Annotated in this window: 20 protein-coding genes and 1 tRNA gene; 12 read left to right on the forward strand and 9 right to left on the reverse strand. The window is 68.5% G+C overall.

The features are described 5' to 3' along the window. Positions 1-138: 138 nt before the first annotated feature. Together FBR43_RS03645 and cpdR are read right to left on the reverse strand one after the other, a co-directional pair. Positions 139-213 (reverse strand) — tRNA-Val (locus FBR43_RS03645). A 55-nt stretch (positions 214-268) separates the two neighbouring features. Next, the gene (gene cpdR, locus FBR43_RS03650; RefSeq protein WP_136944014.1) at positions 269-646 is read right to left on the reverse strand and encodes a cell cycle two-component system response regulator CpdR; all 378 of its coding nucleotides are present in this window, start codon (positions 644-646) and stop codon (positions 269-271) included. A 107-nt stretch (positions 647-753) separates the two neighbouring features. Between cpdR and FBR43_RS03655 the strand changes: the two genes are divergently transcribed. After that, complete coding sequence (locus FBR43_RS03655; RefSeq protein WP_136941899.1) at positions 754-1,620, forward strand: N-formylglutamate amidohydrolase; 867 nt, start codon at positions 754-756, stop codon at positions 1,618-1,620. 212 nt (positions 1,621-1,832) lie between these two features. On the opposite strand, the gene FBR43_RS03660 is transcribed toward FBR43_RS03655, so the two are convergent. The 3 genes from FBR43_RS03660 to FBR43_RS03670 are packed head-to-tail and all read right to left on the reverse strand — an operon-like array spanning position 1,833 to position 4,693. Then, a complete protein-coding gene (locus tag FBR43_RS03660) occupies positions 1,833-2,387 on the reverse strand; it encodes a cytochrome b (RefSeq protein WP_136941900.1) in 555 nt (184 codons plus the stop codon). A gap of 4 nt (positions 2,388-2,391) precedes the next feature. Beyond that, positions 2,392-3,168, reverse strand: coding sequence for a SapC family protein (locus FBR43_RS03665; RefSeq protein WP_136941901.1), 777 nt, complete (start codon positions 3,166-3,168; stop codon positions 2,392-2,394). A 49-nt stretch (positions 3,169-3,217) separates the two neighbouring features. Next, on the reverse strand, positions 3,218-4,693 hold the full coding sequence (locus FBR43_RS03670; protein ID WP_249276446.1) for an FAD-binding oxidoreductase: 1,476 nt from the start codon (positions 4,691-4,693) through the stop codon (positions 3,218-3,220). A 66-nt stretch (positions 4,694-4,759) separates the two neighbouring features. Here FBR43_RS03670 and FBR43_RS03675 point away from each other — a divergent pair, with 66 nt between their 5' ends. Beyond that, positions 4,760-5,233 carry a hypothetical protein gene (locus FBR43_RS03675; RefSeq protein WP_136941902.1) on the forward strand — a complete coding sequence of 158 codons (474 nt, stop codon included), beginning with the start codon at positions 4,760-4,762 and terminating at the stop codon, positions 5,231-5,233. A 3-nt stretch (positions 5,234-5,236) separates the two neighbouring features. Here FBR43_RS03675 and FBR43_RS03680 read toward each other — a convergent pair whose 3' ends face one another. Next, positions 5,237-6,184, reverse strand: a complete 948-nt coding sequence (locus FBR43_RS03680) for a 3-hydroxyacyl-CoA dehydrogenase (protein WP_136941903.1) — start codon at positions 6,182-6,184, stop codon at positions 5,237-5,239. 72 nt (positions 6,185-6,256) lie between these two features. Between FBR43_RS03680 and FBR43_RS03685 the strand changes: the two genes are divergently transcribed. From FBR43_RS03685 to FBR43_RS03705, 5 genes are all read left to right on the forward strand, one after another. Continuing rightward, complete coding sequence (locus tag FBR43_RS03685) at positions 6,257-7,033, forward strand: SDR family NAD(P)-dependent oxidoreductase (protein ID WP_212611880.1); 777 nt, start codon at positions 6,257-6,259, stop codon at positions 7,031-7,033. A gap of 1 nt (position 7,034) precedes the next feature. Beyond that, positions 7,035-8,747, forward strand: coding sequence for an FAD-dependent oxidoreductase (locus tag FBR43_RS03690; RefSeq protein WP_136941905.1), 1,713 nt, complete (start codon positions 7,035-7,037; stop codon positions 8,745-8,747). Positions 8,748-8,829: 82 nt separating this feature from the next. Then, the gene (locus tag FBR43_RS03695) at positions 8,830-10,359 is read left to right on the forward strand and encodes an ABC transporter substrate-binding protein/permease (protein WP_169542474.1); all 1,530 of its coding nucleotides are present in this window, start codon (positions 8,830-8,832) and stop codon (positions 10,357-10,359) included. Beyond that, positions 10,359-11,045, forward strand: a complete 687-nt coding sequence (locus FBR43_RS03700) for an amino acid ABC transporter permease (RefSeq protein ID WP_212611881.1) — start codon at positions 10,359-10,361, stop codon at positions 11,043-11,045. Before FBR43_RS03695 ends, FBR43_RS03700 begins: the two co-directional genes overlap by 1 nt. After that, the gene (locus FBR43_RS03705) at positions 11,023-11,760 is read left to right on the forward strand and encodes an amino acid ABC transporter ATP-binding protein (RefSeq protein WP_136941907.1); all 738 of its coding nucleotides are present in this window, start codon (positions 11,023-11,025) and stop codon (positions 11,758-11,760) included. Before FBR43_RS03700 ends, FBR43_RS03705 begins: the two co-directional genes overlap by 23 nt. Positions 11,761-11,772: 12 nt before the next feature. On the opposite strand, the gene FBR43_RS03710 is transcribed toward FBR43_RS03705, so the two are convergent. After that, a complete protein-coding gene (locus FBR43_RS03710; protein WP_169542475.1) occupies positions 11,773-12,897 on the reverse strand; it encodes an NAD(P)/FAD-dependent oxidoreductase in 1,125 nt (374 codons plus the stop codon). Positions 12,898-13,038: 141 nt separating this feature from the next. Here FBR43_RS03710 and FBR43_RS03715 point away from each other — a divergent pair, with 141 nt between their 5' ends. From FBR43_RS03715 to FBR43_RS03730, 4 genes are read left to right on the forward strand one after another with little or no spacing between them, the layout of a single operon-like run. Continuing rightward, on the forward strand, positions 13,039-13,989 hold the full coding sequence (locus tag FBR43_RS03715) for a dihydrodipicolinate synthase family protein (protein WP_136941909.1): 951 nt from the start codon (positions 13,039-13,041) through the stop codon (positions 13,987-13,989). Next, positions 13,986-15,101, forward strand: coding sequence for an NADH:flavin oxidoreductase/NADH oxidase (locus tag FBR43_RS03720; protein WP_136941910.1), 1,116 nt, complete (start codon positions 13,986-13,988; stop codon positions 15,099-15,101). Before FBR43_RS03715 ends, FBR43_RS03720 begins: the two co-directional genes overlap by 4 nt. A gap of 17 nt (positions 15,102-15,118) precedes the next feature. After that, positions 15,119-16,735 carry a DUF885 family protein gene (locus FBR43_RS03725; RefSeq protein ID WP_136941911.1) on the forward strand — a complete coding sequence of 539 codons (1,617 nt, stop codon included), beginning with the start codon at positions 15,119-15,121 and terminating at the stop codon, positions 16,733-16,735. Beyond that, a complete protein-coding gene (locus tag FBR43_RS03730; protein ID WP_136941912.1) occupies positions 16,732-17,619 on the forward strand; it encodes a polysaccharide deacetylase family protein in 888 nt (295 codons plus the stop codon). Before FBR43_RS03725 ends, FBR43_RS03730 begins: the two co-directional genes overlap by 4 nt. Positions 17,620-17,741: 122 nt before the next feature. On the opposite strand, the gene FBR43_RS03735 is transcribed toward FBR43_RS03730, so the two are convergent. Further along, positions 17,742-19,409, reverse strand: a complete 1,668-nt coding sequence (locus FBR43_RS03735) for a DUF885 family protein (RefSeq protein WP_136941913.1) — start codon at positions 19,407-19,409, stop codon at positions 17,742-17,744. Then, entirely contained in the window at positions 19,406-20,281 is an 876-nt protein-coding gene (locus FBR43_RS03740; protein WP_169542476.1) for a class I SAM-dependent methyltransferase, read from the reverse strand. The genes FBR43_RS03735 and FBR43_RS03740 overlap by 4 nt, the downstream gene beginning before the upstream one ends. Positions 20,282-20,624: 343 nt before the next feature. Here FBR43_RS03740 and FBR43_RS03745 point away from each other — a divergent pair, with 343 nt between their 5' ends. Continuing rightward, positions 20,625-23,501: a TonB-dependent receptor plug domain-containing protein gene (locus FBR43_RS03745; protein WP_169542477.1), complete on the forward strand. Its 2,877-nt coding sequence runs from the start codon at positions 20,625-20,627 to the stop codon at positions 23,499-23,501. Positions 23,502-23,518 lie beyond the last annotated feature (17 nt).

Genomic DNA, 23,518 nt, shown 5'->3' on the forward strand with positions numbered 1-23,518 from the left:
CACAACTGCGATCGCGGATGCCCGCCGGTCGCGGATTTGCCGCGAAAAGTCAAGCATGGCGTCACACGCCCACCCGATCGCATCCTGCGAACACCAACGAGAAAAGCCCGCCGACCGGCTGGATCGACGGGCTTTTCATGGTGGGCGTGGCAAGGATTGAACTTGCGACCCCTGCGATGTCAACACAGTGCTCTACCACTGAGCTACACGCCCACGGGGAGCGAGGCCATTAGCGGGCGAATCCGCACCGCGCAAGCGCCGTTCGCGCCTAATTGCTGCTCGGGACGCTTTCGAAGGCGAACATTCGATCGACCTCGAGCACGAGGTCGCGCAGATGGAAGGGTTTGGAGAGCACGCGCGCCTGCGGCATCGTCTTGCCCGCCTTCAGCGTGACGGCGGCGAAGCCGGTGATGAACATCACGCGCATGTCGGGGGCTATGTCGCCGGCGCGCTGCGCAAGCTCGATGCCGTCCATCTCGGGCATCACGATATCGGTGAGCAGCAGGTCAAAATGCTCGGTCTCGAGCAGCGGGACCGCGGCGGTGCCGCGATCGACCGCCGACACCGCATAGCCCGCACGCTCGAGCGCGCGCGTCAGATATTCGCGCATGACGGTATCGTCTTCGGCCAGTAGAATCCGGTGCATCATGTCCCCGCGTCGCGAAGCGTCTTGTATGCGGCAACGCCTTAAGATTTTCCAGCCGCACTTCGGCCTTGTTGTGCCGCGACCCGTCGCATTCTAGGGCAGGTGCGATGACGAGCGAAGGCGCGCAGCACAGCTTCGACCGGTTCGGCCCGCTGGCGAAGCCGGCATCGCCGCTGGTGCTCTCGGTGCCGCATGCCGGCCGCGACTATCCGCCCGAGATGGCGCGAGCGCTGCGCGTGCCGCTAGCGGCGCTGCTGCCGCTCGAGGACCGGCATATCGATGTGGTGGCGCGCGCGGCGCATCGCGACGAGGCGATGCTGATCGCGCGCCGGCCGCGTGCGTGGATCGACCTCAACCGCAGCGAGCAGGAGCGCGATCCGCTGGTCGAGGAGGGGCGCGCGCGAACTGCGCTGCCGATCGAATCGGCCAAGCTGCGCAGCGGGCTAGGGCTGGTGCCGCGCCGTACGCCGGTAGCCGGCGACATCTGGCGTGCGAAGCTGAGCGGTCCCGAGGTCGAGGCGCGGATCGCGGGCGATCACCGGCCCTATCATGTCGCGATTGCCGATGCCCTGGCGGCGGCGCGCGCGTGGTTCGGGATCGCGGTGCTGATCGACATCCACTCGATGCCGGCGCTGGGCGGAGCCGATCCGGCGCAACTGGTGCTGGGCGACCGTTTCGGGCGCAGCGCGGCGACGCGGATCGTCGCGCCGCTGGCGCGTGCGGCACAGGATGCCGGGCTGCGCGTGGCGTTCAACGCGCCCTATGCCGGGGGGCATATCCTCGATCGGCATGCCGATCCCGCAGCGGGTATCCACGCCGTACAGCTCGAATTCGACCGCACCCTGTATCTGGACGGAGCGACGCTGATGCCGAATGCCGGGGCGGCGGCACTGGCGGACACGCTGCGCACGATGCTCGATGCCGTGCGCGCCGAGGCGCTTTCGACCGCGACCATGCCGGCAGCCGCCGAATAGCCGCACATAAAAAACCACCCCGTGCATCGCTGCACGAGGTGGCCAAGGTTCAGGGAGGAGACACGCCCGAAGGCGTGTCGCGCGATGCGGCGAAAGGGGGGACACCGAACCGCGCATCACCAATATAGGCAAGCGATCAGTTGCCATCAAGGACCGTTAATCGTCTTTTTCGCAACGGCTTGTCGCAGTCGGGGACAGCGGGGCTGGCCGACTCAGCGCGGTGCCTCGAGGCCCGGCACCATCCGTGCCAGCGTATTGTCGCGCAGCAACAGATGATGCCGCAGTGCCGCCGCTACATGCAGCGCGATCAGCCCCGCGAGCAGCGTGCCCGCCGTGCCGTGCACCGCCGATGCAAGCTCGCCGGCACTGCGCGAAACCGGCAGGAAGGGAATGTCGAAGAGCCCGAACCAGTTGAGCGGGCGGCGCGTCTCGGCGCCCGACACGAGCACCCAGCCGCCCAGCGGCACGCCGATCATCAGTACGTAGAAGGCGTAATGCGTGCCGCGTGCCGCCACGCGCTGCCAGCCGTTGAGCGTCGGCGCGAGCGGCGGCGGGCGGTGCGTCCAGCGCCAGACGAGTCGCGCGATGCTGAGCACCAGCACGGTGATGCCCACCGCCTTGTGCGTGGGCATGGCGGGGAAGTCGCCGAAGATCGCGTCGCCCGCCCAGACGAGCGCGAGATTGAACAGCACCAGCACCGCGATCGTCCAGTGAAAGGCTATCGCCCCCCGGCTGTACCGATCGGTACGGACGATCGCGGTGCGCATGGCGTCAGTTGAGCGCCGCGGAGGTGGGCTGCTGCGGCAGCTTGCCCTGGCGGACCTGCCGCGCGAACAGGTCGCGCATCAGGCTGAGCGAGAACAGGTGCGCATAGATGAGCGGCAGCATGCCGTTCTGCGACATCTTGCGCAGCTGGTCGCCGCGCAGATCGGCGAGCTTCTTCTCGTCGATCATCTGGAAGCCGCGATAGACGAATGCTTGGCCGCCTTCGGGCTGGATCGAGATCTCGCCGTCCATCAGCAGACCGGCTTCCTTCAGTTCGCGAATGAACGCGCCGGTGCGCTGCCCGGCCTGCTCGAACTGCTCGGCGAAGTTCAGGATACCCTTGGTGACTTCGGTCGGCTCGCCATTCTCGAACAGCTTCTCGCCCTCGTCGAACGCGCCGATCGTGTCCGACGTGGGATCGAAGCACAAGGACAGATCCTCGCTGTCGGGGCGCAGTTTGGCAAGCATATAGGGGTAGCGGCGCACATAGGCGGGAATATAGGTCTCGTCCTCGATCAGCCCGCCTTCTTCGTTGATGAAGGTGTTGACGCCCTCGTTGAGCGCCATCAGCGCCAGCGGCACGGGATCGTCGCCCACCGAGAACACGATCGGCATCCGGCGCTGCACCAGCGGAAACTCCTCGACCGTCAGCGGCACGGCGTGCTGCTTGGCGAGGAAGGGCGCGGTTGCGGCGGGACGCACGCGGAAATCGGCGTGCGTCTGGCTCGAAAGCGGCTCAAGGCGATTGTAGAAGAGCGGCAAGGACTGCGGCGCGGTGGCCATCATATTCTCCTGACGGGATCAGAACGGTACAGCAAAAGCTTCGCGGGCTCTAGGTTGCGTCGCCTTCGGGTGCAAGCGACACGAGTTTGCCGGGATTGAAAAGACCCGCCGGATCGAACGCCGCCTTGATCGCGCGGAGTGCCGCGATGCGCGCGGGCGGCGCGGTGCGCAGCAGTTCGGCGCGCTTCATCTGGCCGATGCCGTGTTCGGCGGCGATCGATCCGCCAGCGGCGATCACCAGATCGTGCACGAAGCGCGACGCGGCGGCACCGTCGCCGGCATACCAGGCCTCGGCATCGGCGATGCCTTTGGGCGCGCGGACGTGGAAATGCACGTTGCCGTCGCCCAGATGGCCGAAGCCGCCGGCATGCGTGCCGGGAAAGCGCGCCTCGACCGCGGCGGCGGCCTCGGTGAGGAAGCGCGGCATCGCGGGGACGGGCACCGAAATGTCGTGCTGCATGGCGGGGCCGGCGGCGCGTTCGGCGGCCGACAGGCTGTCGCGCAGCCGCCAGAACGCCTCGGCCTGCGCCTCGCTCGCGGCGAGCACGGCATCCTCGACCAGCCCCGCCTCGATCGCGGTGGCGAGCACGCGCTCAATCAGCGCGGCGGGATCGGCTGTGGCATCGCCGCTCGCCGCCTCGACGAGCACGTGCCAGCGGTGCGTGCCGGCCAGCGGCGCGCGTGCATCGGGGAGGTGGGCGACGGCGCGGGCCAGTGTGTCGCCGGGGATCAGCTCGAAGCTCTCGACCATGTCGCTCGCCGCCTCGAAGCGACGCAGCAGATCGAGCGCCGCGTCGGGCGAGGCGAGGCCCGCCCAGCCGACCGCGCGCACCGCGATGCGCGGCGCCAGCCGCAATGCCGCCCCCGTCACAAGGCCGAGCGTACCCTCGGCGCCGATCAGCAGCTGATCGAGATCGTAGCCGCGCGTATCCTTCTTGAGCGCGGCGAGCCCGTCATGCACCGAACCGTCGGGCAGCACCGCCTCGACGCCGGCGACGAGCCGCCGCATCGTGCCGTGGCGCAGCACCTGCGTGCCGCCGGCATTGGTCGAGACGAGCCCGCCGATCGTCGCCGATCCGCGCGCGCCGAGCGTCAGCGGAAAGCGCATGCCTGCCGTATCAGCCGCTTCGTGCAACTCGGCAAGGATCACGCCAGCATCGGCGATCGCGAGGCCGGCTGCGGCATCGATCCGGCGGATCGTCCGCATTCGGCGCATCGACACGATGAGCGCGCTGCCGTCGGCCGGCGGCGTGGCGCCGCCCACCATCGAGGTGTTGCCGCCCTGCGGCACCAGCGGCACGCCGTGCTCGCGCGCGAGCATCACGATGCGCGCGGCTTCATGTGTGGTGGCGGGCGACAGGATCGCGGGCGCCGCGCCGTGATAGCGGCCGCGCCAGTCGACCAGCCACGGCGCGATGTCGTCGGCGTCGGTGACGACGGCGCGCGGCCCCAGTTGCTCGGCAATGGTGGCGATCAGCGTCGACTGGGCTGGCGTCATGATGCGCGGGGCGGTAGCATGGCGCATGGCCGGCCCGCAATTCATCGCAGGTTCAATTCATGGCGGGCACGTCCGGTCGCCATGGTGAGTCTGGTGCCGCTTTCGCTTCTGCTCCTGCCGCTGCTGATCGAACCGCCGGCCCCCACCGCGCAGGAGCGCGCGCCCGCGCCGGGCACGCAGACGGTGCGGCGTACCGTGCGCATCCGCCAGCATATCGTGGTGCGCGTGCCGCGTCTCAGCCTTGCCAGCCGGCCGATCGCCGCATCCACCGCCGCGCCGCTGCCGCCGATCAGCTGGACCGAGCAGAAGGCCGAGGACTGCGTGCCGCTCGATACGCTTGCAGGTGCCGCGATCACGCGGCCCGACAGCGTCGACCTGCTGATGGTGAACGGCCGGCGGATGCGCGCGCGGCTCGGCCCCGAATGCCAGTCGATGGGTTTCTACGGCGGACTGTATCTGCGCCCCACTGCCGATGGCCGGCTGTGCGTGCACCGCGACCGCATGCGCTCGCGCAGCGGCGGCGAATGCTCGATCGAGCAGTTCCACACGCTGGTGCCGGCGCGCTAGCCGTCAGTCACTGGCGGCTTTCCGCGCGGCGAGCGTGCGCATGATCGCCGCGTCGCGCCACGCGCCGCGCGCCGACCAGTCCTCGAGCGGCAGAAGCGCGCGGCGCTGGCGGACCACATCGGCGACGAGCTGCTCGGTCCACGGATCGTGCTGGCCGCGCTCGGCGCCCATGCGGGCATAGGCGGGGCCTAGCCGGCGGGCATGTTCGGCGATGCCGCCCTGTGTATTGAGGTCCACCGTCTCGAACGGCCCCACTGCCGACCAGCGCAGACCGAGCCCGTCGCGCACGATGCGATCGATATCCTCGACGCTGGCGATGCCGTCGCGCACCAGCGCATAGGCCTCGCGCAGCATCGCGCCTTGCAGCCGGTTGAACACGAACCCTTCGATCTCGCGCGCGACATGCACCGGGTGCAGCCCGGCGGCGGTGAAGATCGCGGCGGCGCGGGCGACGGTTTCGGTGTCGGTGAAGGGTGCGGGCACGAGTTCGATGACGCGCAGCAGAAAGGGCGGATTGCCCGGATGTGCGACGAGGCAGCGCGCGCGGCCGGCAAGATCGGCGGCATAGGCCGAGGCGGGCAGCGCCGAGGATGCGCTGGCGAGCACCGCGTGCGGCGGCGCGTGGGCATCGGCCTCGCCGAGGATCGCGGCCTTCACTTCGGCGCGTTCGGGGCCGCATTCCTGCACCAGCGCGGCGTCGGCGACGGCGTGGGCGAGCGTCGTGGCGGGGGTGATGCGCGCGGCGATCACCTCGGGCGCACCGTCGAGCAGGCCGTGGTGCGCGAGTGACGCGAGGCTTGCCAGTGCCTGCTCGCGCGCGGCATCGACCTGCGCCGCATCGGGATCGTACAGGCGCATGCTATGGCCAGCGGCGGCGAAGGCGACGGCGAATCCGCGCCCGATCGTGCCGGCGCCCAGAATGGCGATATTGGACTGCTGCTCGGTAGCCATGCTTGAATCCGATTGGGCGATATGCGAAACAATGTTCGGTATGCGCACGCATGTCAATTCGCGGCTGGAGGGATGATGCCGGGCGAGCTCGACGACAGGACGATCTTGGTGACGGGCGCTTCGAAGGGCATCGGCGCGGCGATCGCGCGCGCCTGTGGCGCGGCGGGCGCGCGCGTGATCGCGCATTATGGTCGCGATCGCGCCGGGGCCGAGGCCGCCACCGCCGAGATCGCGCCCGAGCGCCGGCTGCTGCTCGAAGCCGATCTTGGCGATCTGCGCGCGGTCCAGGCGATGTGGAACGAGGCGGCTGCATGGCAGGGACGCGTCGACGTGCTCGTCAACAACGCCGCGGTAATGCTGTGGGACGGCGGCTTCGACGAATCGGAACCGCAATGGGACGCGGTGTGGGAGGAAACGCTGGCGGTGAACGTGCTGGCACCCGCGCGGCTGATGCGCGGCGCGGTCAACCATTTCCTCGAGATGGGCGGCGGCGCGATCGTGACGATCTCCAGCTGGGCGGCGCAGCGCGGCGTCACCAATCCCGCGACGATCGCCTATGGCGCATCGAAGGCGGCGGTTCGATCGGCGACGCAGTCGGTCGCGCGTGGCTACGCCCGGCAGAACATCCAGGCCTATATCGTCGCGCCCGGCGTCGTGCGTACGCGGCTTTCCGAGCAGTTCGCCGCTACCCAGCCGGGCGGCGAGGCGGCAGTGGCAGCGGGTCTGGCGAGCGGCGAGTGGGTCGAGCCCGACGAACTGGCACGGCTGGTCGTCTTTCTCGCGTCGGGCGTGGCGCCGCAGCTCTCGGGTGCGACGCTCGACGTCAACGGCGCCAGCTATATCCGCTGAGATGAGCCTGCGCATCGCCATGCCGGGGGTGCGCCGCGAGGGCGCGAGCTTCGCCTTCGACTTCGAGGGCGATGCGATAGAGGCGTGGCCCGGCGAGACGGTGATGGCGGCGCTGGTCGCCGCCGGACGGCTGGGGATGCGCACTGCGAAGGACGGCGCGCTGCGCGGTCCCTATTGCGGCATGGGCGTGTGCGGCGAATGCAGCGTACTCGTCGACGGCGTGCAGCAACGCGCGTGCATGACGGCGGCACGCGCAGGCGCGCGGGTACGCCCGATGCCGTTGCTCGCCCCCGTCGCGACGGTCGCGCCCCCGGCGGCTGCGGCCGTCGAGCATCGGCCCGACCTGCTGGTGATCGGCGGCGGTGCCGCAGGGCTTTCGGCAGCGATCGCGGCAGCGCGCGCGGGCCTCGACGTGGTGCTCGCCGACGAGCGCGCCAAGGCGGGCGGGCAATATTTCAAGCAGCCGGGCAGGGGCTTCGCGGTCGACGACAAGGCGGTCGACGCGCAGTTCGCCGAAGGGGTGGCGCTGGCCGACGAGGCGCGGGCAGCCGGCGCGCGCATCTTGCAGGGCGCCGCGATCTGGTCGGCACAGCCCGATGGCGAAGTGCGGCTCGCGCATGAGGGCGCGCAGCACGTCGTGCGAGCGCGCCATGTGATCGTCGCGACAGGTGCCTATGAACGGCCGCACATGGTGCCCGGATGGACGCTGCCCGGCGTAATGACAACCGGCGCGGCACAGACGTTGCTGCGCGCCTATCAGGTGGCGCCCGGCGCGCGCGTGCTGGTGGCGGGCAACGGTCCGCTCAATCTCCAGGTCGCGCGCGAACTGCTGCGTGCGGGCGTCGAGGTAGTGGCCGTCGCCGAGGCGGCAGCGGTGCCCGGCCTGCGATATGCTGCCAATGCGCTGGTGATGGCAGCAAATGCGCCGGGGCTGGTGCGCGACGGCATCGGGCATCTGGCGGCGCTGCGGCGCGCCGGCGTGAAGCTGCTGCATCGGCACGTTCTGATCGCCGCCGAAGGCGATACGCAGGTGCGCAGTGCGACGCTGGCGCGCTTCGACCGGCACGGACGGCCGATCGCGGGCAGCGAAGTCCGGTTCGACGTCGATATCGTGTGCTGCGGCTATGGTTTCCTGCCGCAGGCCGAGATCGCGCGCGCGCTGGGGGTCGACATGCGCGCCGATGCGCCGGCCGAGATCGCGCGCGACGCCATTGGCGCGACGGCGCTCGCAGCGGTGCATGTCGTCGGCGATGCAGGCGCGATGGGCGGCGCACGCGTGGCAATGGCGCAGGGCACGCTCGCCGGGCTCGCGGTCGTCGAGCGGCTGGGCGGGCGCATCGACATGCTCGCGCGCGAGCAGGCGGCGCGCGCGCTGGCGCGGCACCGGCGTTTCCAGGCGGCGTTGTGGCGCATCTATTCGGCCCCGGCGTTCGGCACCGCGCTGGCGACGTCCGACACGTTGCTGTGCCGCTGCGAATCGGTGCCGCTGGCCGCCGTCGATGCGCTGTTGGCGGACGGCGCCGCGAGCGTGGGCGCGATCAAGCGACTGTCGCGCGTCGGCATGGGCCGCTGCCAGGGGCGCTATTGCGGCGCGCTGCTCGCCGACCGGCTGGCGCGAGCGGGCGTAGCCGCGCCGCAGGGCGATCCCGGCTTCGCACCGCGCCCGCCTTTCCGGCCCATCATGTCGACGGCGATCGCCTTGGGCGACGGGTGAACCTTTGTCCGTCATGCGAACTTACCGATTGACCTTGTCCCTACGCGCCGACACGATGCGCGGCGAAAGGAGGCGGGGTTCGATGGTCGATCGCTGGCTGCGGCGTATCTGCGCCTGCCTGTCGCTGCTGCTCGCCGCCGGCCTGCTGGCGCCGGCCGCCGATGCGCGCCCGATCGACGACATCCGTCGCGAAGGCGTGTTGCGCGTCGGCGTCAATCCCAATTTCCCGCCGATGAGCAGCTATGGCGACGACGGCCAGCTGCGCGGTTTCGACGTCGATATCGCGCGCGCGCTCGCGCGGCGGCTGGGCGTTCGCCTGCAACTGGTGCCTACCGAAGCCGCGCAGCGCGTGCCCTTCCTCATCTCGGGCCGCATCGACCTGTCGCTGGGCGCGCTCACCATCACCCCCGAGCGGCAGGCGCTGATCGACTTTACCATCCCCGTCCATTCGGAAGCGATGGGCGTCATCACTACCGATCGCGTGGCGGCGGAGAGCTGGCAGGACTTGGACCGCGCCGACATCACGCTGGTCAACATGCGCGGCAACCAGTCGGTCGAGCTGCTGCGCGAGAAGCTGCCCGCGCCGCAGCGGTTGCTGGTCGACGGAAATGCCGACACGATCCGCGCGATCGCGCAGGGGCGCGCCGATGCATTGGTCGAGAATGTCGACTTCTTCATCGGCTTCACGCGCAACTATCCCGATATCGGCTGGCGCGTGCTGAGCGACCCGATCTTCAGTTCGCTGTGCGCGGTGGGCGTGGAGAAGGGCAACGACACGCTGCGCCGCGAGGTCAACCGGCAGCTGCACGCGATGCATGTCGAAGGCGAGATCGCGGGCCTGTGGCAGCGCTGGTACGCTGCGGAGATGACGGTGCCGGTGCCCGCCGCCGAGATCGCCGCCGGCGCCGATGGCGGGGCGGCGGGCGAGGGCGGGGCAAGCGGCTATCGCTTCGCCTTCGGCCAGACCTTCGAGCGGCTGCCCTATCTGCTCGGCGGCGCGCTGGTGACGTTGCAGATCGCGTTCAGCGCCTTCTCGATCGGCGCGGTGATCGGCCTCTTCGGAGCGCTCGGCAAGCAATATGGCGGGCCAGCGCTGCGCCGCGCGATCGGCTTCTATGTGACGTTCGTCACCAACACGCCGGCCCTGGTGCAGATATTCCTGCTCTATTACGCGCTGCCCGACATGGGGATCATGCTGGGATCGCTCACCGCGGTCATCATCGGGCTGGCGCTCAATTCGGGCGCCTATCTCACCGAGATCATCCGCTCGGGTGTGGCGTCGGTGCGTCGCGCCGAGCTCGACGCGGCGATCGTGCTGGGGCTGAAGCCCGTGCAGATATTGTGGCACGTGATGCTGCCACACATCATGCGCACTATCTTCCGGCCGCTCTCGAACTTCTTCGTCTGGCTGGTGCTCGGCAGCTCGATGGCCGCCTTGTTCGGCGTCGAGGAACTCACCGGCCGCGCGATCAACATCAGCAGCGTCAACCTGCGCACGATCGAGACGTTCATGGTGGTCGGCGCGATCTATGTCGTGCTGACGCTGGTGGCGAGCGGGGCGCTCACCCTGCTCGGGCGGCACGCGTTCGGCGTCGGGCGCAAGGCCGGCTGATGGACAGCGTGCTCGCCCAGGCGCCCGCCTTCTTTTCGGCCGGCAACATCGCCTTCGTGCTGGCGGCGCTGTGGCGCACGATCGCGATGACGGCGATCGGCTGTTCGCTCGGCTTCGTCTTCGGCCTCGGCATCGCCATCCTGCGTCGTTCGACGATCGGCTGGCTCGCGCCGGCGCGCTGGCTGGCGGCGCTCTATGTCGAGACGTTCCGACGCGTTCCCTTCCTCGTCATCCTCATCATGGCGCTGTTCGCGTTGCAGCCGGTGGCGCCGCAATTGTCGCTGCTCGCGATCGCCACCATTGCCGTAACCCTCGTGGCGACGGCGTTCCTCTCGGAGACGATCCGCGGCGGCCTCGATTCGGTGCCGCGCCAGCAATGGGAAGGTGCCGCCGCGCTCAATTTCGGCGCCTGGCACACGCTGGTGCGCGTGATGCTGCCGCAGGCGATGCGCGTCATCCTGCCGCCCGCCTCCGCCTTCGTCGTGATGTTCGTCAAGGACACGTCGCTCGCCTCGCATCTCGGCGTCGTCGAGCTCACCTTTTCGGGCAAGATCCTCGTCAATCGCGGTTTCTCGCCGGTGCTGGGCTTCGGCGTGATCCTCGTCCTGTATTTCGCATTGTCGTGGCCGTTGAGCATCGCCGCGGCCCGGCTGGAGAAACGCCTTGCGGCACCTCGACATCGCTGACCTGCACGCGGGCTATGGCAGCCAGCAGATATTGCACGGCGTGAGCCTCTCGGTCGATCGCGGCGAAGTATTGAGCCTCATCGGCCCGTCGGGATCGGGCAAGAGCACGCTGCTGCGCACGCTCATCGGCCTGACGCAGCCGAGCGCGGGCACCGTGAGCGTCGGTGGCGAGGCCGTAGACTATGCGCGCAAGGCCGATCTGGCGCGGCTGCGCGACCGCATGACCATCGTGTTTCAGCAGTACAACCTGTTCCAGAACATGACGGTGCTGGGTAACGTCACCGTCACGCCGGTGAAGATCAGGAAACGCCCCGCCGCCGAGGTCGAGGCGCGCGCGCGCGCGCTGCTCGATCGCGTGGGCATGGGCGACAAGTGCGATGCGTATCCCGAGAACCTGTCGGGCGGGCAGCAGCAGCGCGTGGCGATCGCGCGCGCGCTGGCACTCGATCCCGAAATCCTGCTGCTCGACGAAGTGACTTCGGCACTCGACCCCGAGCGCGTCGGCGAAGTGCTCGCCGTCATCCGCGAACTGGCGGGCGAGGGGATCACGATGCTGATCGTCAGCCATGAGATGGCGTTCGTGCGCGAGGTATCGACGCGCGTGGCGATGATGGACGCCGGCCGCGTGGTCGAAGTCGGCACGCCCGCGCAGATCTTCGAGAACCCCACCGAAGCGCGCACGCGCGACTTCACCGCGCGCATCTTCCGGCACTGAGCGCGCGCCGGGCTACGGCGCGAAGGCCCGGAAATCGACGTCCATCTCCGGCACCTTTCCCTGCACCATCGAGGCGATGGCGCGTGCGGCGGCGGGGCCGGCGCTGAAGCCCAGCCACGGCACGTAGCTCAGGAAGATGCCGGGCGCGGCGGGCAGTTCGCCGAGGATCGGCATCCAGTCGTCGGTGCCGTTGACGATGGCGGGCCAGCTACGCACGATCGAAAGGCTGGCGACGCCCGGCACGGTGCGGCAGGCGAGCGCGAGATTGGTCGCGAGGTTGGCGGCGTTCACATAGGGGCGGCCGCGCGCGTCGATGCACGCTTCCCAGCCGCCGCCGATCAGGACGCTGCCGTTCCTCGCCTGCTTCATCGTCAGCTTCTCGGCGGCCGCATAGACGAGATGCGGTAGGAACGGCTCGGCGAGTTCGGTGACGCTCACCTGGATCGGCACCGCGTCGATCGCGAGGTGGATGCCGAGGCTTTCGAGCAGCGGTCCCGTCGCGGCGCCTGCGGCGACGACGATGCGCCGCGTGGCGATGCTGCCGCCCGTCCAGTGCACGCTGTATCCCTGCCGCTCGCGCACGATCGCGGCCTTGCCCGCACGCGTGACGATCGTGGCACCGGCGGCCGTCGCGGCGCGCGCGAAGGCGGGTGCCACGAGCAGCGGATTGGCCTTGCCCTCGATGGGCGCGAAGGCGCCGATCTCGGCGCCCGGCGCCAGATAGGGCGCGCGCCCGGCAAGCTCGGCGGCACCGATCAGCTCGGTCTCGACCCCCGCCGCGCGCTGGATTTCGGCCTTGGCGGCGATCTGGCGCGCTTCCTCGCGCGTCTGCCCCACCAGCATCCCGCCGCCGAACTTCACTTCGAGATCGGCGTCGAGCTCGGCCTCGAGCCCCGCCCACATCGCCAGCGACGCGCGCAGCAGCCGCACCGTGGGGCTGAACATCCGCCCCCAGCCTTCCCCCTTCAGCACGAAGGGTTCGTGCGGGATCTGCGCGTGCAGGCTGCCGGCGTTCGAGCCCGAGGCGAGCTGGTTGACCTCGCCTGCCTCGATCAGCGTCACCTCGACGCCGTCGCGCGCCAGATACCAGGCCGCGGCGCACCCCGCCAATCCGCCGCCGATCACCACTGTCGTCACCCGCGAACCTCGCTTGCGAATCCAAATATGGGCGCTATGCTCACACTTGTTCGCATAGCGTAGCATTTTCTCACGCTACATCGACCGCACGGGAATCACAAAGCCGAGCAATATCGGCGCTTCGCAGACGGAACTCCGGCCATGGCAGATCAATTTCGCGGCAGCTACACAGTGGCGGTCACGCCCTTCACCGACGATGGGGCGGCAATCTGCGTGCCCTCACTCAAGCGCTTCATCGACTGGCAGATCGAATGCCGCGTGCCCGGCATCATCGTGCTGGGCACCACGGGCGAGTTCCTGACGCTGAGCGCCGAGGAGCGTGAGCTCGTGGTGCGCACCACCATCGAGCACAGCGCCGGGCGCATGAAGGTGCTGGTCGGCACGATGGATGCCTATACGCCCAAGGCCGTGCGTTTCAGTGCCGAGGCCGAGGCGATGGGCGCCGACGGCCTCATGATTATCCCGCCTTATTACTACACCCCCACCGAGGACGAGATCTTCGGCTATTACCGCGCGATCAGCGAGGCGGTTCGCATCCCGATCATGCTCTACAACAACCCCGTCACCTCGAATGTCGACATGAGCGCGGCGCTGGTCGGGCGGCTGACGCGCGCGTTCGACAATGTGCGCTACATCAAGGAAGCGAGCATGGACGTCGGTCGCGTGTACGACGTGATCGAGGAAAGCGGCGGGCTGATGAACGTGTTCGCGGGCGAGCGGCCGGTCGAGAGCTTCCTGCTGGGCGCGACCGGCTATGTGAACCCCTATGGCAATTACCTGCCCTATTCGACCACGCGGATGTGGGAATATCTCGAAGCCGGCCGCATCGACGATGCCCGGGCGGTGCAGCGCGTTCTGCACAAGTTCGACACGGTGATCGCCGCCGGCCATCCCACCTATGGCCATCAATGCTATTCGAAGGTGCTCGCTGCCGCCGCCGGCTGCCCGGTGGGCGATGTACGTGCACCGCTCACGCGCTTCGCCGATCTGGGTGACGAGGGTATCGAGCGCCGCGAGAAGCTCGTGGGCCTGATGGGCGAGATGGACACGCTCGTCGCCGAGATCGAACGCCGCGAGCCCGTCGCGGCATGAGCGGTACGCCCGCGCTGTTCACGCCCTTCGCGTTGCGCGGCGTAACCTTCGCCAACCGCATCGTCGTCTCGCCGATGTGCCAGTACGCGGCCGATGACGGATATGTCGGGCGCTGGCACCGTTCGCATCACGGTCGTTTCGCGCTGTCGGGCGTGGGCGGCGCGGTCGTCGAATCGACCGGGGTGACACGCGAGGGCCGGATCACGCCTGGATGCCTCGGCATCTATCTCGACGCGCATGTCGAGGGGCTGCGCGAGATCACGGCCATTTATCGCGATCAGGGCGTGCCGGTGGGCATCCAGCTCAACCATGCCGGGCGCAAGGCGAGCGCGGCGGTGCCACTCGAGGGCGCGCAGCCGCTCGCGACCAGCGATCCGGCGCGCGCATGGCCGATCGTGGCGCCGAGCGCCGAACCGCTGACCCCCGACTGGCCCGTGCCCGAGGCACTGAGCGAGGACGCGATCGCGGAGATCATCGAGGCGTTCGTCGCCGCAGCGCGCCGCGCCGTCGATGCCGGTTTCGACTTCATCGAGATCCACGGCGCGCACGGCTATCTGCTGCACAGCTTCGTCTCGCCGATCGCCAACCGCCGCAACGATGGCTGGGGCGGCGATCTGGCGGGGCGGATGCGCCTGCCCGTCGAGATCGCACGGCGCATCCGGGCCGAAATCCCCGCCGACATGCCGCTATTCTACCGCGCTTCGGCGATCGACGGCGTAGAGGGCGGACTCGCGATCGAGGACAGCGTGGCGCTGGCAAAGGCGCTTAAGACCGAGGGTGTCGACCTGATCGACTGCTCGTCGGGTGGCATCCACGGTGCCTCGGGCAATTCGAGCGTGCCGCCGGCGCCGGGCTATCTGGTCGAGCATGCCGCGCGCATCCGCAAGGATGCCGACATGCCGACGATGGCGGTCGGCCTGATCGTCGATCCGCAACAGGCCGAAGCGGTGATTGCCGCGGGCGAAGCCGATCTGGTGGCGATGGGCCGCCAACTGCTTGCCGAACCGAGCTTTCCCTATCGCGCCGCGCGCGAGCTCGACATCGACGATCCCGCCGGCGTGCTGCCGCCGGCCTATGCCTTTTTCCTGCGGCGCCGGAAGGTGCAGAAATAGCTCGAGGGGAGCGTGCGATGCGGCAATTGCTGACGATGATGGTTGCGCTGGCGGCGGCGATGCTCGCTACGCCCGCGCAGGCCGAACGCCCCGAACTGGTCGCGCTGTTCAAGGAATTCCGTACGCTCGCCAAGCCCGTGCGGCGCGGCGAGGTGCCCGACTACACCGACGCCGCGATGGCGACGCAGGCGCGCGCATTGCCGGCAATGATGGCGCGCCTGAAGGCGATGGACGAGGCGAAATGGCCCGTCGCCGATCGCGTCGATTACATGCTGCTGCTCGCCGAGATGCGCGGGCTCGAGTTCCGGCACCGCGTTGTACGGCCGTGGAAGCGCGATCCGGCCTTCTACAGTACCACAAATCTGGGCTTCGGCCCCAAGATCGACGGCGCCTTCTCGATCCCCGAGCTGCCGCTGGCGCCCGACAAGCTGCCGGCGTTCACCGCGAAGCTGGCGGCGGTGCCCGCGATCCTCGCACAGGCGCGCGGCAACCTGACCGAAGCGCGCGGCGATCTGGCGCGGCTGGGGATCACGCAGAAGGGCATCGAGGCGCGCGTCTATCAGCAGCTTGCCGACAAGGCGGCCAAGGTACAGCCCGAGCTGGCGGCGCCCGCGCGCGCGGCGGCGGCGGCAACGCGCGACTTTGCCGCCTGGCTCGAGCGCATCGCGCCGACGCTTCCCGCGCATGGCGGCATCGGGCGTGCCGAATATGACTGGTATCTGCGCTACGTGCTGCTGTTCCCCTACACCTGGGAGGAGATGCGCGTCATCGGCGAGCGCGAGCATGACCGCGCGATGGTGTCGCTCAAGCTCGAGGAGCATCGCAACCGCGGCAAGCCGATGACCGCGCCCGCCGAGAGCATGGCCGAGTTCGAGCGCCGCCGCGGCATCGCCGATGCGCAACTGCTCGACTGGTTCGCGCGCTACGACGTGATGACGGTGCCCGATTGGCTCAAACCGCCGGTGGGTGAGGGCCCCTATGTGCTGCCCGGCGACCGCGATCCCGCCAAGCCCGGCCCGTTCGACAAGCCCGTCGATCGCCATTTCTTCCGCATGGCCGAGGATCGCGAGCCGCTGACGCTGCGCGCGCACAACCTGCCGGGGCATCTGTTCGACCAGCTGATGCGCCAGCGCGACACCCGTGCGATCCGCGGCGCGCAGCGGCTGTTCTTCATCGACGGCACGCGCGCCGAGGGCTGGTCCTTCTATCTCGAGGAGATGATCCAGCAGATCGGCATTCTCGACGACAAGCCCGCCGCGCGCGAGATCAACTATATCCTTCACGCCAAGCGCGCCGCGCGCGTGCTGCCCGAATTGATGCTGCACGCCAATGCCTGGACCTATGACGAGGCGCTCGCATCGCTTACCTCGCGCACGCCCTACTGGATGGGGCCGCAGGATGCGATCGCGCGGTTCGACATGGAGCTGTATCTGCGCCAGCCGGGCTATGGCATCGGCTATCATATCGGCAAGGTGCAGTTCGAGGCGCTGATGGCCGACATTGCCGCGCGTGAGGGCCGCGAGTTTCAGTTGAAGCGCTTCCACGACCGCTTTCACGCCGCGGGCGTCATCCCGATCAGCCTCATCCGCTGGGAAATGACGGGCGACGAGAGCGAAGTGGCGCGGATGCGATGAGCGATCGGCGCTGGCGCGAGCATATCCCCGCCGACGTCGCCGCTGCGATCGGCCATGTGCGCGCCGGCCGGCGGCTGGCGCCGCCGATATGGCCGGGCGGCGCGCGCTTCGCGGTGGCGCTGTCGTTCGACTGCGACCACGAGGCGTTCGAGATCGGCGCGGGCGGGCGCGCGGTAGGGCGGCTCGGCTGGGGCGAATATGGCCGGCGCGTCGGCGTGCCGCGCATCCTCGACCGGCTGGCGCGCCACGACGTGCCGGCGAGCTTCTTCGTCCCCGCGCTGTCGGCGATGCTCGATCCCGACGAGACGCGCCGCATCGTCGATCACGGCCATGAAGTGGGCGTGCATGGCTGGATGCACGAGAACAACTCGCTGCTCGATCGCGATACCGAGCACGACCTGATGCAGCGCGCACGCGATGTGCTGGGCGAGGTATCGGGTCGCGAGCCGGTAGGCTTCCGCTCGGCGCACTGGGATCTGAGCCCGCACACCATCGCCATCGCCGCCGATATGGGCTTTGCCTATGACAGCTCGATGATGGCCGACGACGATTGCTACGAGCTGATCGCCGAAGGGCAGCCGACGAGCATGGTCGAGGTACCGGTCGAATGGCTGCGCGACGACGCCGTGTACCTGCTGTTCAACCGCAATCCCGCGACGCGCCCCTGGATGGCGCCCGACGAGGTGTTCGCGATCTTCCGCCGCGAGATGGAGGCGGCCGCCGCCGAGGGCGGGCTGTTCCAGCTCGTCTGCCACCCCTTCGTCATCGGCTATCGCTCGCGCATCTGGATGATCGACGCGCTGATCGAACATGCGCGCAAGCTAGGCGGCGCGTGGTTCGGCACCCATGCGGCGGTGGCTGCATGGGTGCGCGAACAGGGATAGGCCTGACCCCGCAATTTTCCGTTCGCACTGAGCCTGTCGAAGTGCCGTTCTTCTTTGACGGGAGAAGAAGGAACAGTGCTTCGACAAGCTCAGCACGAACGGGGGTGGGGCTGTGCCCCCCCTTACTCCGCCCCGATCGCCTTCGCTTCGCTGTCGTCGCCCAGCATTTCCCAGCGCACCATGCTCATCGGAATCATGCCGTGCGTATTGAGCCCGTCATAGAAGCGCTTGACGCTGAACGCCTTGGGATCGCGCTCGGCGAGTTCGCCCATCAGCTTGTCGACCTGGTGCTTGCCGGTGATGTAGCTGGTGCCGTAGCCTGGCTGGCGCAGATAGAGCTGCTGCTCGAACGCCAATAGCTCGAGCGTGGGGCTCATCCAGCCATTGGGCGTGCGCGCCACCTGGAAGTCCTGCGCCTCTTTCATCGTGAAGATGTTGGCGTGGGCGTAGAGCGAGGCGAGGCCGCGCGCGGCGCGCTGCGCCTGCATGATCCACACGATCTCGCGCGCACGCGGCTGATCGTCGAACAGCCCGGCATGGAGCATCGCTTCCTCCATCGCCGTCGCCTGGCCTTCCGACCGGCTGACCCACACATTGTAGAGCAACGGACCGCGGCGGATGGGGCGCGGATGCGGATCGGCCTTCATGTTGGCCAGATCGAACCAGTGGTAGAAATGCGTCCATAGCGTCATCGGCGCTCGGTGCATCGCGATGTGGAAGAAATTCTGGCGATCGGGCGGCACGAAACTGCCGATCCGCTCCATCAGCGCGGGCTCCATATAGTCGCGCACCGTCAGGATCTCGCGGTCGCCGAGGAACGCCAGATATTTGCGCACCGCGGCCTTGGCCTGCGCATCATAGGCAGCGGGACTGTCGGCGCCGGGCAGCAGCGGCAGCGCGCGGTTGCGGTTTTCCTCGAGCCGCAGCGCGGCGTGCGAGCGGCCGAGCTCGCGCTCCATGATCGCGACCTCGCCCGCCCAGTCGAGTGGCGAGAGCTGGACGTTGCGCAGATACCAGTCGTAATTCTCGCGGCCCACGCCCGAGGGGCCGTCCTTCTTCGGTAGCTCGGCCTTGAGCCAGCCGATGAAGTCGCCCGTCGCCTTCTGCGCATCGGCTACCGCGCGGCGCAGCGCCGCGCCATTGCCGGCAACGCGCGGGGCAAGGTCGGCAAGCGTCGCCGCCTGACCTTCCATCGTGACGATGCCCGCGGCCCACAGATCGCGCGCATTGCCCGTCAGATTCTCGCGGCCCTGCGCGAGGAACGGCGCGATCGTCGCCAGCTCGCGCGTCAGCTTCGCCTCGGCGGCGGCATCGAGCGGGAAGCGAAATTGCCACAGCTCGATGGCGCCATGCGCCACGGGGCCTTCATGCTCGGGCGTGTCGCTCTGCGCAGCCCAAAGCGTCGCATAATAAGCGGGATCGCGTTGCCACGGGCGCAGCACGCGCAGGTCGAAATCGAGGCCGTTCATCTCGGCGCGCAGCATGTTCCAGTCGACCTTGTCGGGCACGCTCCAGCCCGTCCGGTCGATGGCATCGAGGCGCGCCTGGAAGCGCTTCAGCTCGGCGGCCTTCCGCACCATCGCCGGCTCGCGATAATCGTGCACGGCGCCGACCTTGCCCGACGCCTCGAACGCGCGCCATTCGGTGAACAGGCGATCGAGCATGGCATTGCTCCTTTGCGCATGCGCGGCAGCGGGGGCATTCTGGGCAAGCGCGGGCAGCGGCGCGGTCGATGCGACTAGCGCAAGCGCCAGCGCAAGGCGTCGGGGGCGGACGGGGCGGTGATTCATGCCTGGCTCTCCATGGCGTGGGAATTGATTCGATCGGCGGCGATCCACATCGCAACGAGCGCATCGCCTGCCGCACGCTGCGGTTCGAGCGTGACGGCGTAGCCCGCTCCGCGCAGCAGCGCGGCGGCTTCGGCGAACGCCGCATCGTCGAGCGCAGCATCGGCCATCGCCGTCATGCGCGCAGCGTGCGCGAGCAGCTCGGCGATGATGTGGTCGATCGCCGCATCGGGCGCCTCGCCACCGGCGCGCATCGCGGCGACGGTTGCGGTAGCTTCGGCGAGCTGGTCAAGCAGGCCGTGATTGTCGGCGGCGGGTCGCAATGCGGCGATGGAGCGTCCCGCAGCTTGCGGATCTTCAGCGCGCAACGCCGTAGCGAGGGCCTCGTCGCGCAGCAGCATATGTGCCTGCGCGGCCTGTTCGCGCCCGTGGCGGACCAGTGCGCTGTCGCGATGATGCACGAGCAACAGCAGCGACTTACGTGCCACCCGCGCCACTTCGCCAAGCGCGGCGCGCCATCCGGCATATTCGATGCCGAACTGGCTGACGACGATATCGAAACTGTCCTCCTCGAACGGTAGCGCCGCCGCATCGAGACCTGTGTGCATCACCACGCCGCCGATAGCGGGGGCGACTTGCGCGTGGTCGACGCCGGTCAGATGGTCCGCTGGCAACCCGCTCGCCAGCGCGTGCGCAAGCACTGCGCCGCCGCCGGTGCCGATGTCGAGCAGCGTGGCGTCCCGACAGGCTGCAAATGCCGTGCGCCAGCGTGCCGCGATCGCGGCTGCGACCGCGGGCGGCAGGCCCGCGGTGCAGCCGTCGCGCGGCGCGGTGCGCCAATATGCGCTCCAGATATCGCTGTCGTCCCCGCGCATCGTCCGAACCCCTTTCGGCTTGCCGAACATAGCGTGTGTGCGACGCGATCAAAGCGCTATTTCGTGCGCTATACGCCAAAATGTGCGCCATGCGCCCAAAATACGTTGACATTGCAACTGCGCATGACAGTATTTGGACACCGGAGTCGGTCGCAGCGCGAAACCGCGCGCGTCGCTTCCCTGCTGGTTGCGAGCTGTCTTTTCCGCAGGAAGGCGCGGGCTCGGGCCGAGTTTCGTGGCGTGCATCTCCATCGATTTGGCGAGGTTCGATATGGACGAGACTGCGAAAGAGCCTGGACGTCATGCCGGTACGTATCGGCGACACCTGTTCGTCGGCGCCGCGATGGCTGCGCTGCTAGGCGCCACGCCGCTTCACGCACAGGAAGTGCCGACGGCTGCCGACCCCGAACCTGAGCAGGCCGAAGAGATCACCGTCACCGGATCGCGCCTCGTGCGTCGCGATCTGGTCGCGACGAGCCCGATCACCACGGTAGGCGAGGAACTGATCTCGGACAGCGGCAACGTGACGCTCGAGAGCACGCTCAACAATTTCCCGCAGCTGACGCCCGACAATACGAGCACGACGAACCAGTCGGGTGGCGCCGGCGTGCTGAGCGTCGATCTGCGCAGTCTGGGCGCGGTGCGCACGCTCGTGCTCGTCGACGGCAAGCGCTTCATTCCCGGCGACGTGACCGGCCTCGTCGATCTGGCCGCGATTCCCGATCGGCTGATCGACCGTGTCGAGGTCATCACCGGCGGCGCCTCGGCGGTATATGGTTCGGACGCAGTGGCGGGCGCAGTCAACTTCGTGCTCAAGCGCGATTTCGAGGGCGTCGAGGCGAGCTATCAATATGGCGAGACGACGCGGCGCGACGGCATCAGCCACAAGGCCGATCTCGTGCTCGGCGTGAATGCGCCCGATGGCCGCGGCAACGTCACCGCCTATGCCTCGTACACGCGACGTGGCGCGATCTTCATGGGCGACCGTGCCTTTTCGGCCAATCCGCTGCTCGCCGATGCGCAGGGCGTGTTCCAGCCCTTCGGATCGGGCAACATCCCCGGCGGCCTGATCGGCATCAACACCACGCAAATCCCGCAGCTCAACGGCATTCCCGATCTCAACAACGCCTCGGGCGCGTGCCCCGTCGCCAATACCGGCATCCGCTTCGGCCAGAATGGCGAGCCGCTGCCCTATTGCCGGCCGCGCGACCAGTTCAACTATGCCGCGCCCAATTTCCTGCTGCGCCCGCTCGAGCGCTATCAGGCGGCCGTCAACGCGCATTACGACATCGCCAGCAATGTCGAGGTCTATGGCCAGTTCTTCTTCACGCGAAAGGAGAACAGCTTTCAGCAGGCCGCCGAGGCGGTGACGCCGAGCAGCTCGGGGCAGAGCCCCGGCACCGTGCTCATCCCCAATGCCGATACCAATCCGCTGTTCACCGATCAGCAGCGCGCCTTCTTCGCGGCCAATCGCGGCTTCTTCGATCCCGATGGCGACGGCGTGTTCACGCTGCGCAATGTCGGCCGCCGCTTCGAGGAGTTCGGCCCGCGCAACGTGAGCTACACCGCCGACAGCTTCGGCCTGACGGGCGGGTTGCGCGGCAATTTCAACGTCGGCGAGCGGCGCTGGAACTGGGACGCCTTCTACCAGTATCACCAATCCGACGTGACCGCGCTGCGCCAGAACCTGCTGTCGCGTTCGCGCACGACCGCAGGGCTCGACGTGGTGCTGGTGGGCGGCGTGCCGCAATGCCGCAACCGCGAGGTGTCAGGCTGTATTCCGGTCAATATCTTCGGCACCGGTACGCTGACGCAGGCACAGGCCGATTTCCTGAGCGTCGACACGACCACGCGCGACCGCTTCGACCGCACCGTGCTGGGCGGGGCGCTTTCGGGCGAGCTGTTCGATCTGTGGGCGGGGCCGGTGGCGCTGGCGCTGGGCGCCGAATATCGCAAGGACCGTTTCTCGACCAATCCCGACGAGGTGGCGCTGAGCAACGACCTGGCCGCGATCGCGGTGCCGCCCGTCGTCAACAGCGGCGAGTTCAGCGTGCGCGAGATATTCGGCGAAATCCGCGTGCCCCTGCTGCGCGACGTGCCGCTGATCCGCGAACTGGCAGTCGAAGGCGCCATTCGCTACGCCGATTACTCCACCATCGGCGGCGTCACGACGTGGAAGGGCGCGGTCGACTGGCAGGTGACCGACTGGGCACGGCTGCGCGGAAATTACAGCCGCGCGATCCGTGCGCCCAACCTCAACGAGCTGTTCGCGCCCGTCTCGTCGGGCTTCATCGGCGGCAATGATCCGTGCGTCGCCGCCAACCGGCCTAGCGCCGCGCAAAAGCAGCTCTGTCTGGCGCAGGGCGTGCCGCAGCAGTTCATCGACACGCTCGAAGTCGGCGGCAGCCAGGGGTTCGACCGGCTTTCGGGCGGCAACGCAAACCTGACCGAGGAAAGCGCCGATACCTTCACCGTCGGCGCGGTGCTGACGCCGTTCCGCGGCTTCGCGCTGACGATCGACTATTTCGACATCAAGGTCGACGATGCGATCGCGCAGGTCGACGCGCAGCAGCTCATCAACACCTGTTTCCAGACGCTCGATGCCGCAAGCCTTGCCTGCACATCGATCACGCGCAACGACTCGGGCAATATCGAGCGCGTGTCGGCGCCGTTGCTCAACATTGCCAGCCGGCGCGTGCGCGGCCTCGATGCGACGATCGACTATCGCGTCGATCTTGATCGCTTCGGCATCGGCGGCGATCCCGGCACGCTTGCCTTCCAGATCGTCGGCACCTGGCAGTTCGAGGACAGCAACGTGCCGCTAGAAGGGCTGCCGGCGGTCGAGTGCGCGGGCTTCTATGGCGGGCCTTGCTCGAGCGACAGCGTGCGCATCACTCCCGATTTCCGCGCCTTCGCGAGCGCCACCTATTCGAGCGGGCCGCTCACGGTGCGCAACCAGCTGCGCTATATCGACGATGTCGAGCTCTCGCCGCTGTCGCCGCCCAACCAGGCGGGCACCGTCGCGGCCGAGACCTATTGGGACTTGTTCCTCGGCTTCCAGCTGCGCGAGGAGATCGAGCTGTTCGGCGGCATGAACAACATCCTCGACAACCAGCCGCCGATCCTGGGCTTCGCGGCAGGCGGTGATGCCAACACAAACGTGCAGCTCTATGACGTGATTGGCCGCCAATTCTATCTCGGCGCGCGGCTGCGCTTCTGAATGCTTGGAGGAGGGAC

The sequence above is a fragment of the Sphingomonas baiyangensis genome, assembly GCF_005144715.1.
GTDB lineage: Bacteria > Pseudomonadota > Alphaproteobacteria > Sphingomonadales > Sphingomonadaceae > Sphingomonas > Sphingomonas baiyangensis.

Excerpts from the sequence above, each read along its gene's own strand:
- FBR43_RS03720 (WP_136941910.1), top strand. The coding sequence starts at position 13,986 with ATGAGCGGTACGCCCGCGCTGTTCACGCCCTTCGCGTTGCGCGGCGTA.
- FBR43_RS03745 (WP_169542477.1), top strand. The coding sequence starts at position 20,625 with ATGGCTGCGCTGCTAGGCGCCACGCCGCTTCACGCACAGGAAGTGCCG.
- FBR43_RS03680 (WP_136941903.1), bottom strand. The coding sequence starts at position 6,184 with ATGGCTACCGAGCAGCAGTCCAATATCGCCATTCTGGGCGCCGGCACG.
- FBR43_RS03690 (WP_136941905.1), top strand. The coding sequence starts at position 7,035 with ATGAGCCTGCGCATCGCCATGCCGGGGGTGCGCCGCGAGGGCGCGAGC.
- cpdR (WP_136944014.1), bottom strand. The coding sequence starts at position 646 with ATGCACCGGATTCTACTGGCCGAAGACGATACCGTCATGCGCGAATAT.
- FBR43_RS03655 (WP_136941899.1), top strand. The coding sequence starts at position 754 with ATGACGAGCGAAGGCGCGCAGCACAGCTTCGACCGGTTCGGCCCGCTG.
- FBR43_RS03660 (WP_136941900.1), bottom strand. The coding sequence starts at position 2,387 with ATGCGCACCGCGATCGTCCGTACCGATCGGTACAGCCGGGGGGCGATA.
- FBR43_RS03730 (WP_136941912.1), top strand. The coding sequence starts at position 16,732 with ATGAGCGATCGGCGCTGGCGCGAGCATATCCCCGCCGACGTCGCCGCT.
- FBR43_RS03665 (WP_136941901.1), bottom strand. The coding sequence starts at position 3,168 with ATGGCCACCGCGCCGCAGTCCTTGCCGCTCTTCTACAATCGCCTTGAG.
- FBR43_RS03695 (WP_169542474.1), top strand. The coding sequence starts at position 8,830 with ATGGTCGATCGCTGGCTGCGGCGTATCTGCGCCTGCCTGTCGCTGCTG.
- FBR43_RS03685 (WP_212611880.1), top strand. The coding sequence starts at position 6,257 with ATGATGCCGGGCGAGCTCGACGACAGGACGATCTTGGTGACGGGCGCT.
- FBR43_RS03700 (WP_212611881.1), top strand. The coding sequence starts at position 10,359 with ATGGACAGCGTGCTCGCCCAGGCGCCCGCCTTCTTTTCGGCCGGCAAC.
- FBR43_RS03715 (WP_136941909.1), top strand. The coding sequence starts at position 13,039 with ATGGCAGATCAATTTCGCGGCAGCTACACAGTGGCGGTCACGCCCTTC.
- FBR43_RS03670 (WP_249276446.1), bottom strand. The coding sequence starts at position 4,693 with ATGCGCCATGCTACCGCCCCGCGCATCATGACGCCAGCCCAGTCGACG.
- FBR43_RS03735 (WP_136941913.1), bottom strand. The coding sequence starts at position 19,409 with ATGAATCACCGCCCCGTCCGCCCCCGACGCCTTGCGCTGGCGCTTGCG.
- FBR43_RS03740 (WP_169542476.1), bottom strand. The coding sequence starts at position 20,281 with ATGCGCGGGGACGACAGCGATATCTGGAGCGCATATTGGCGCACCGCG.
- FBR43_RS03725 (WP_136941911.1), top strand. The coding sequence starts at position 15,119 with ATGCGGCAATTGCTGACGATGATGGTTGCGCTGGCGGCGGCGATGCTC.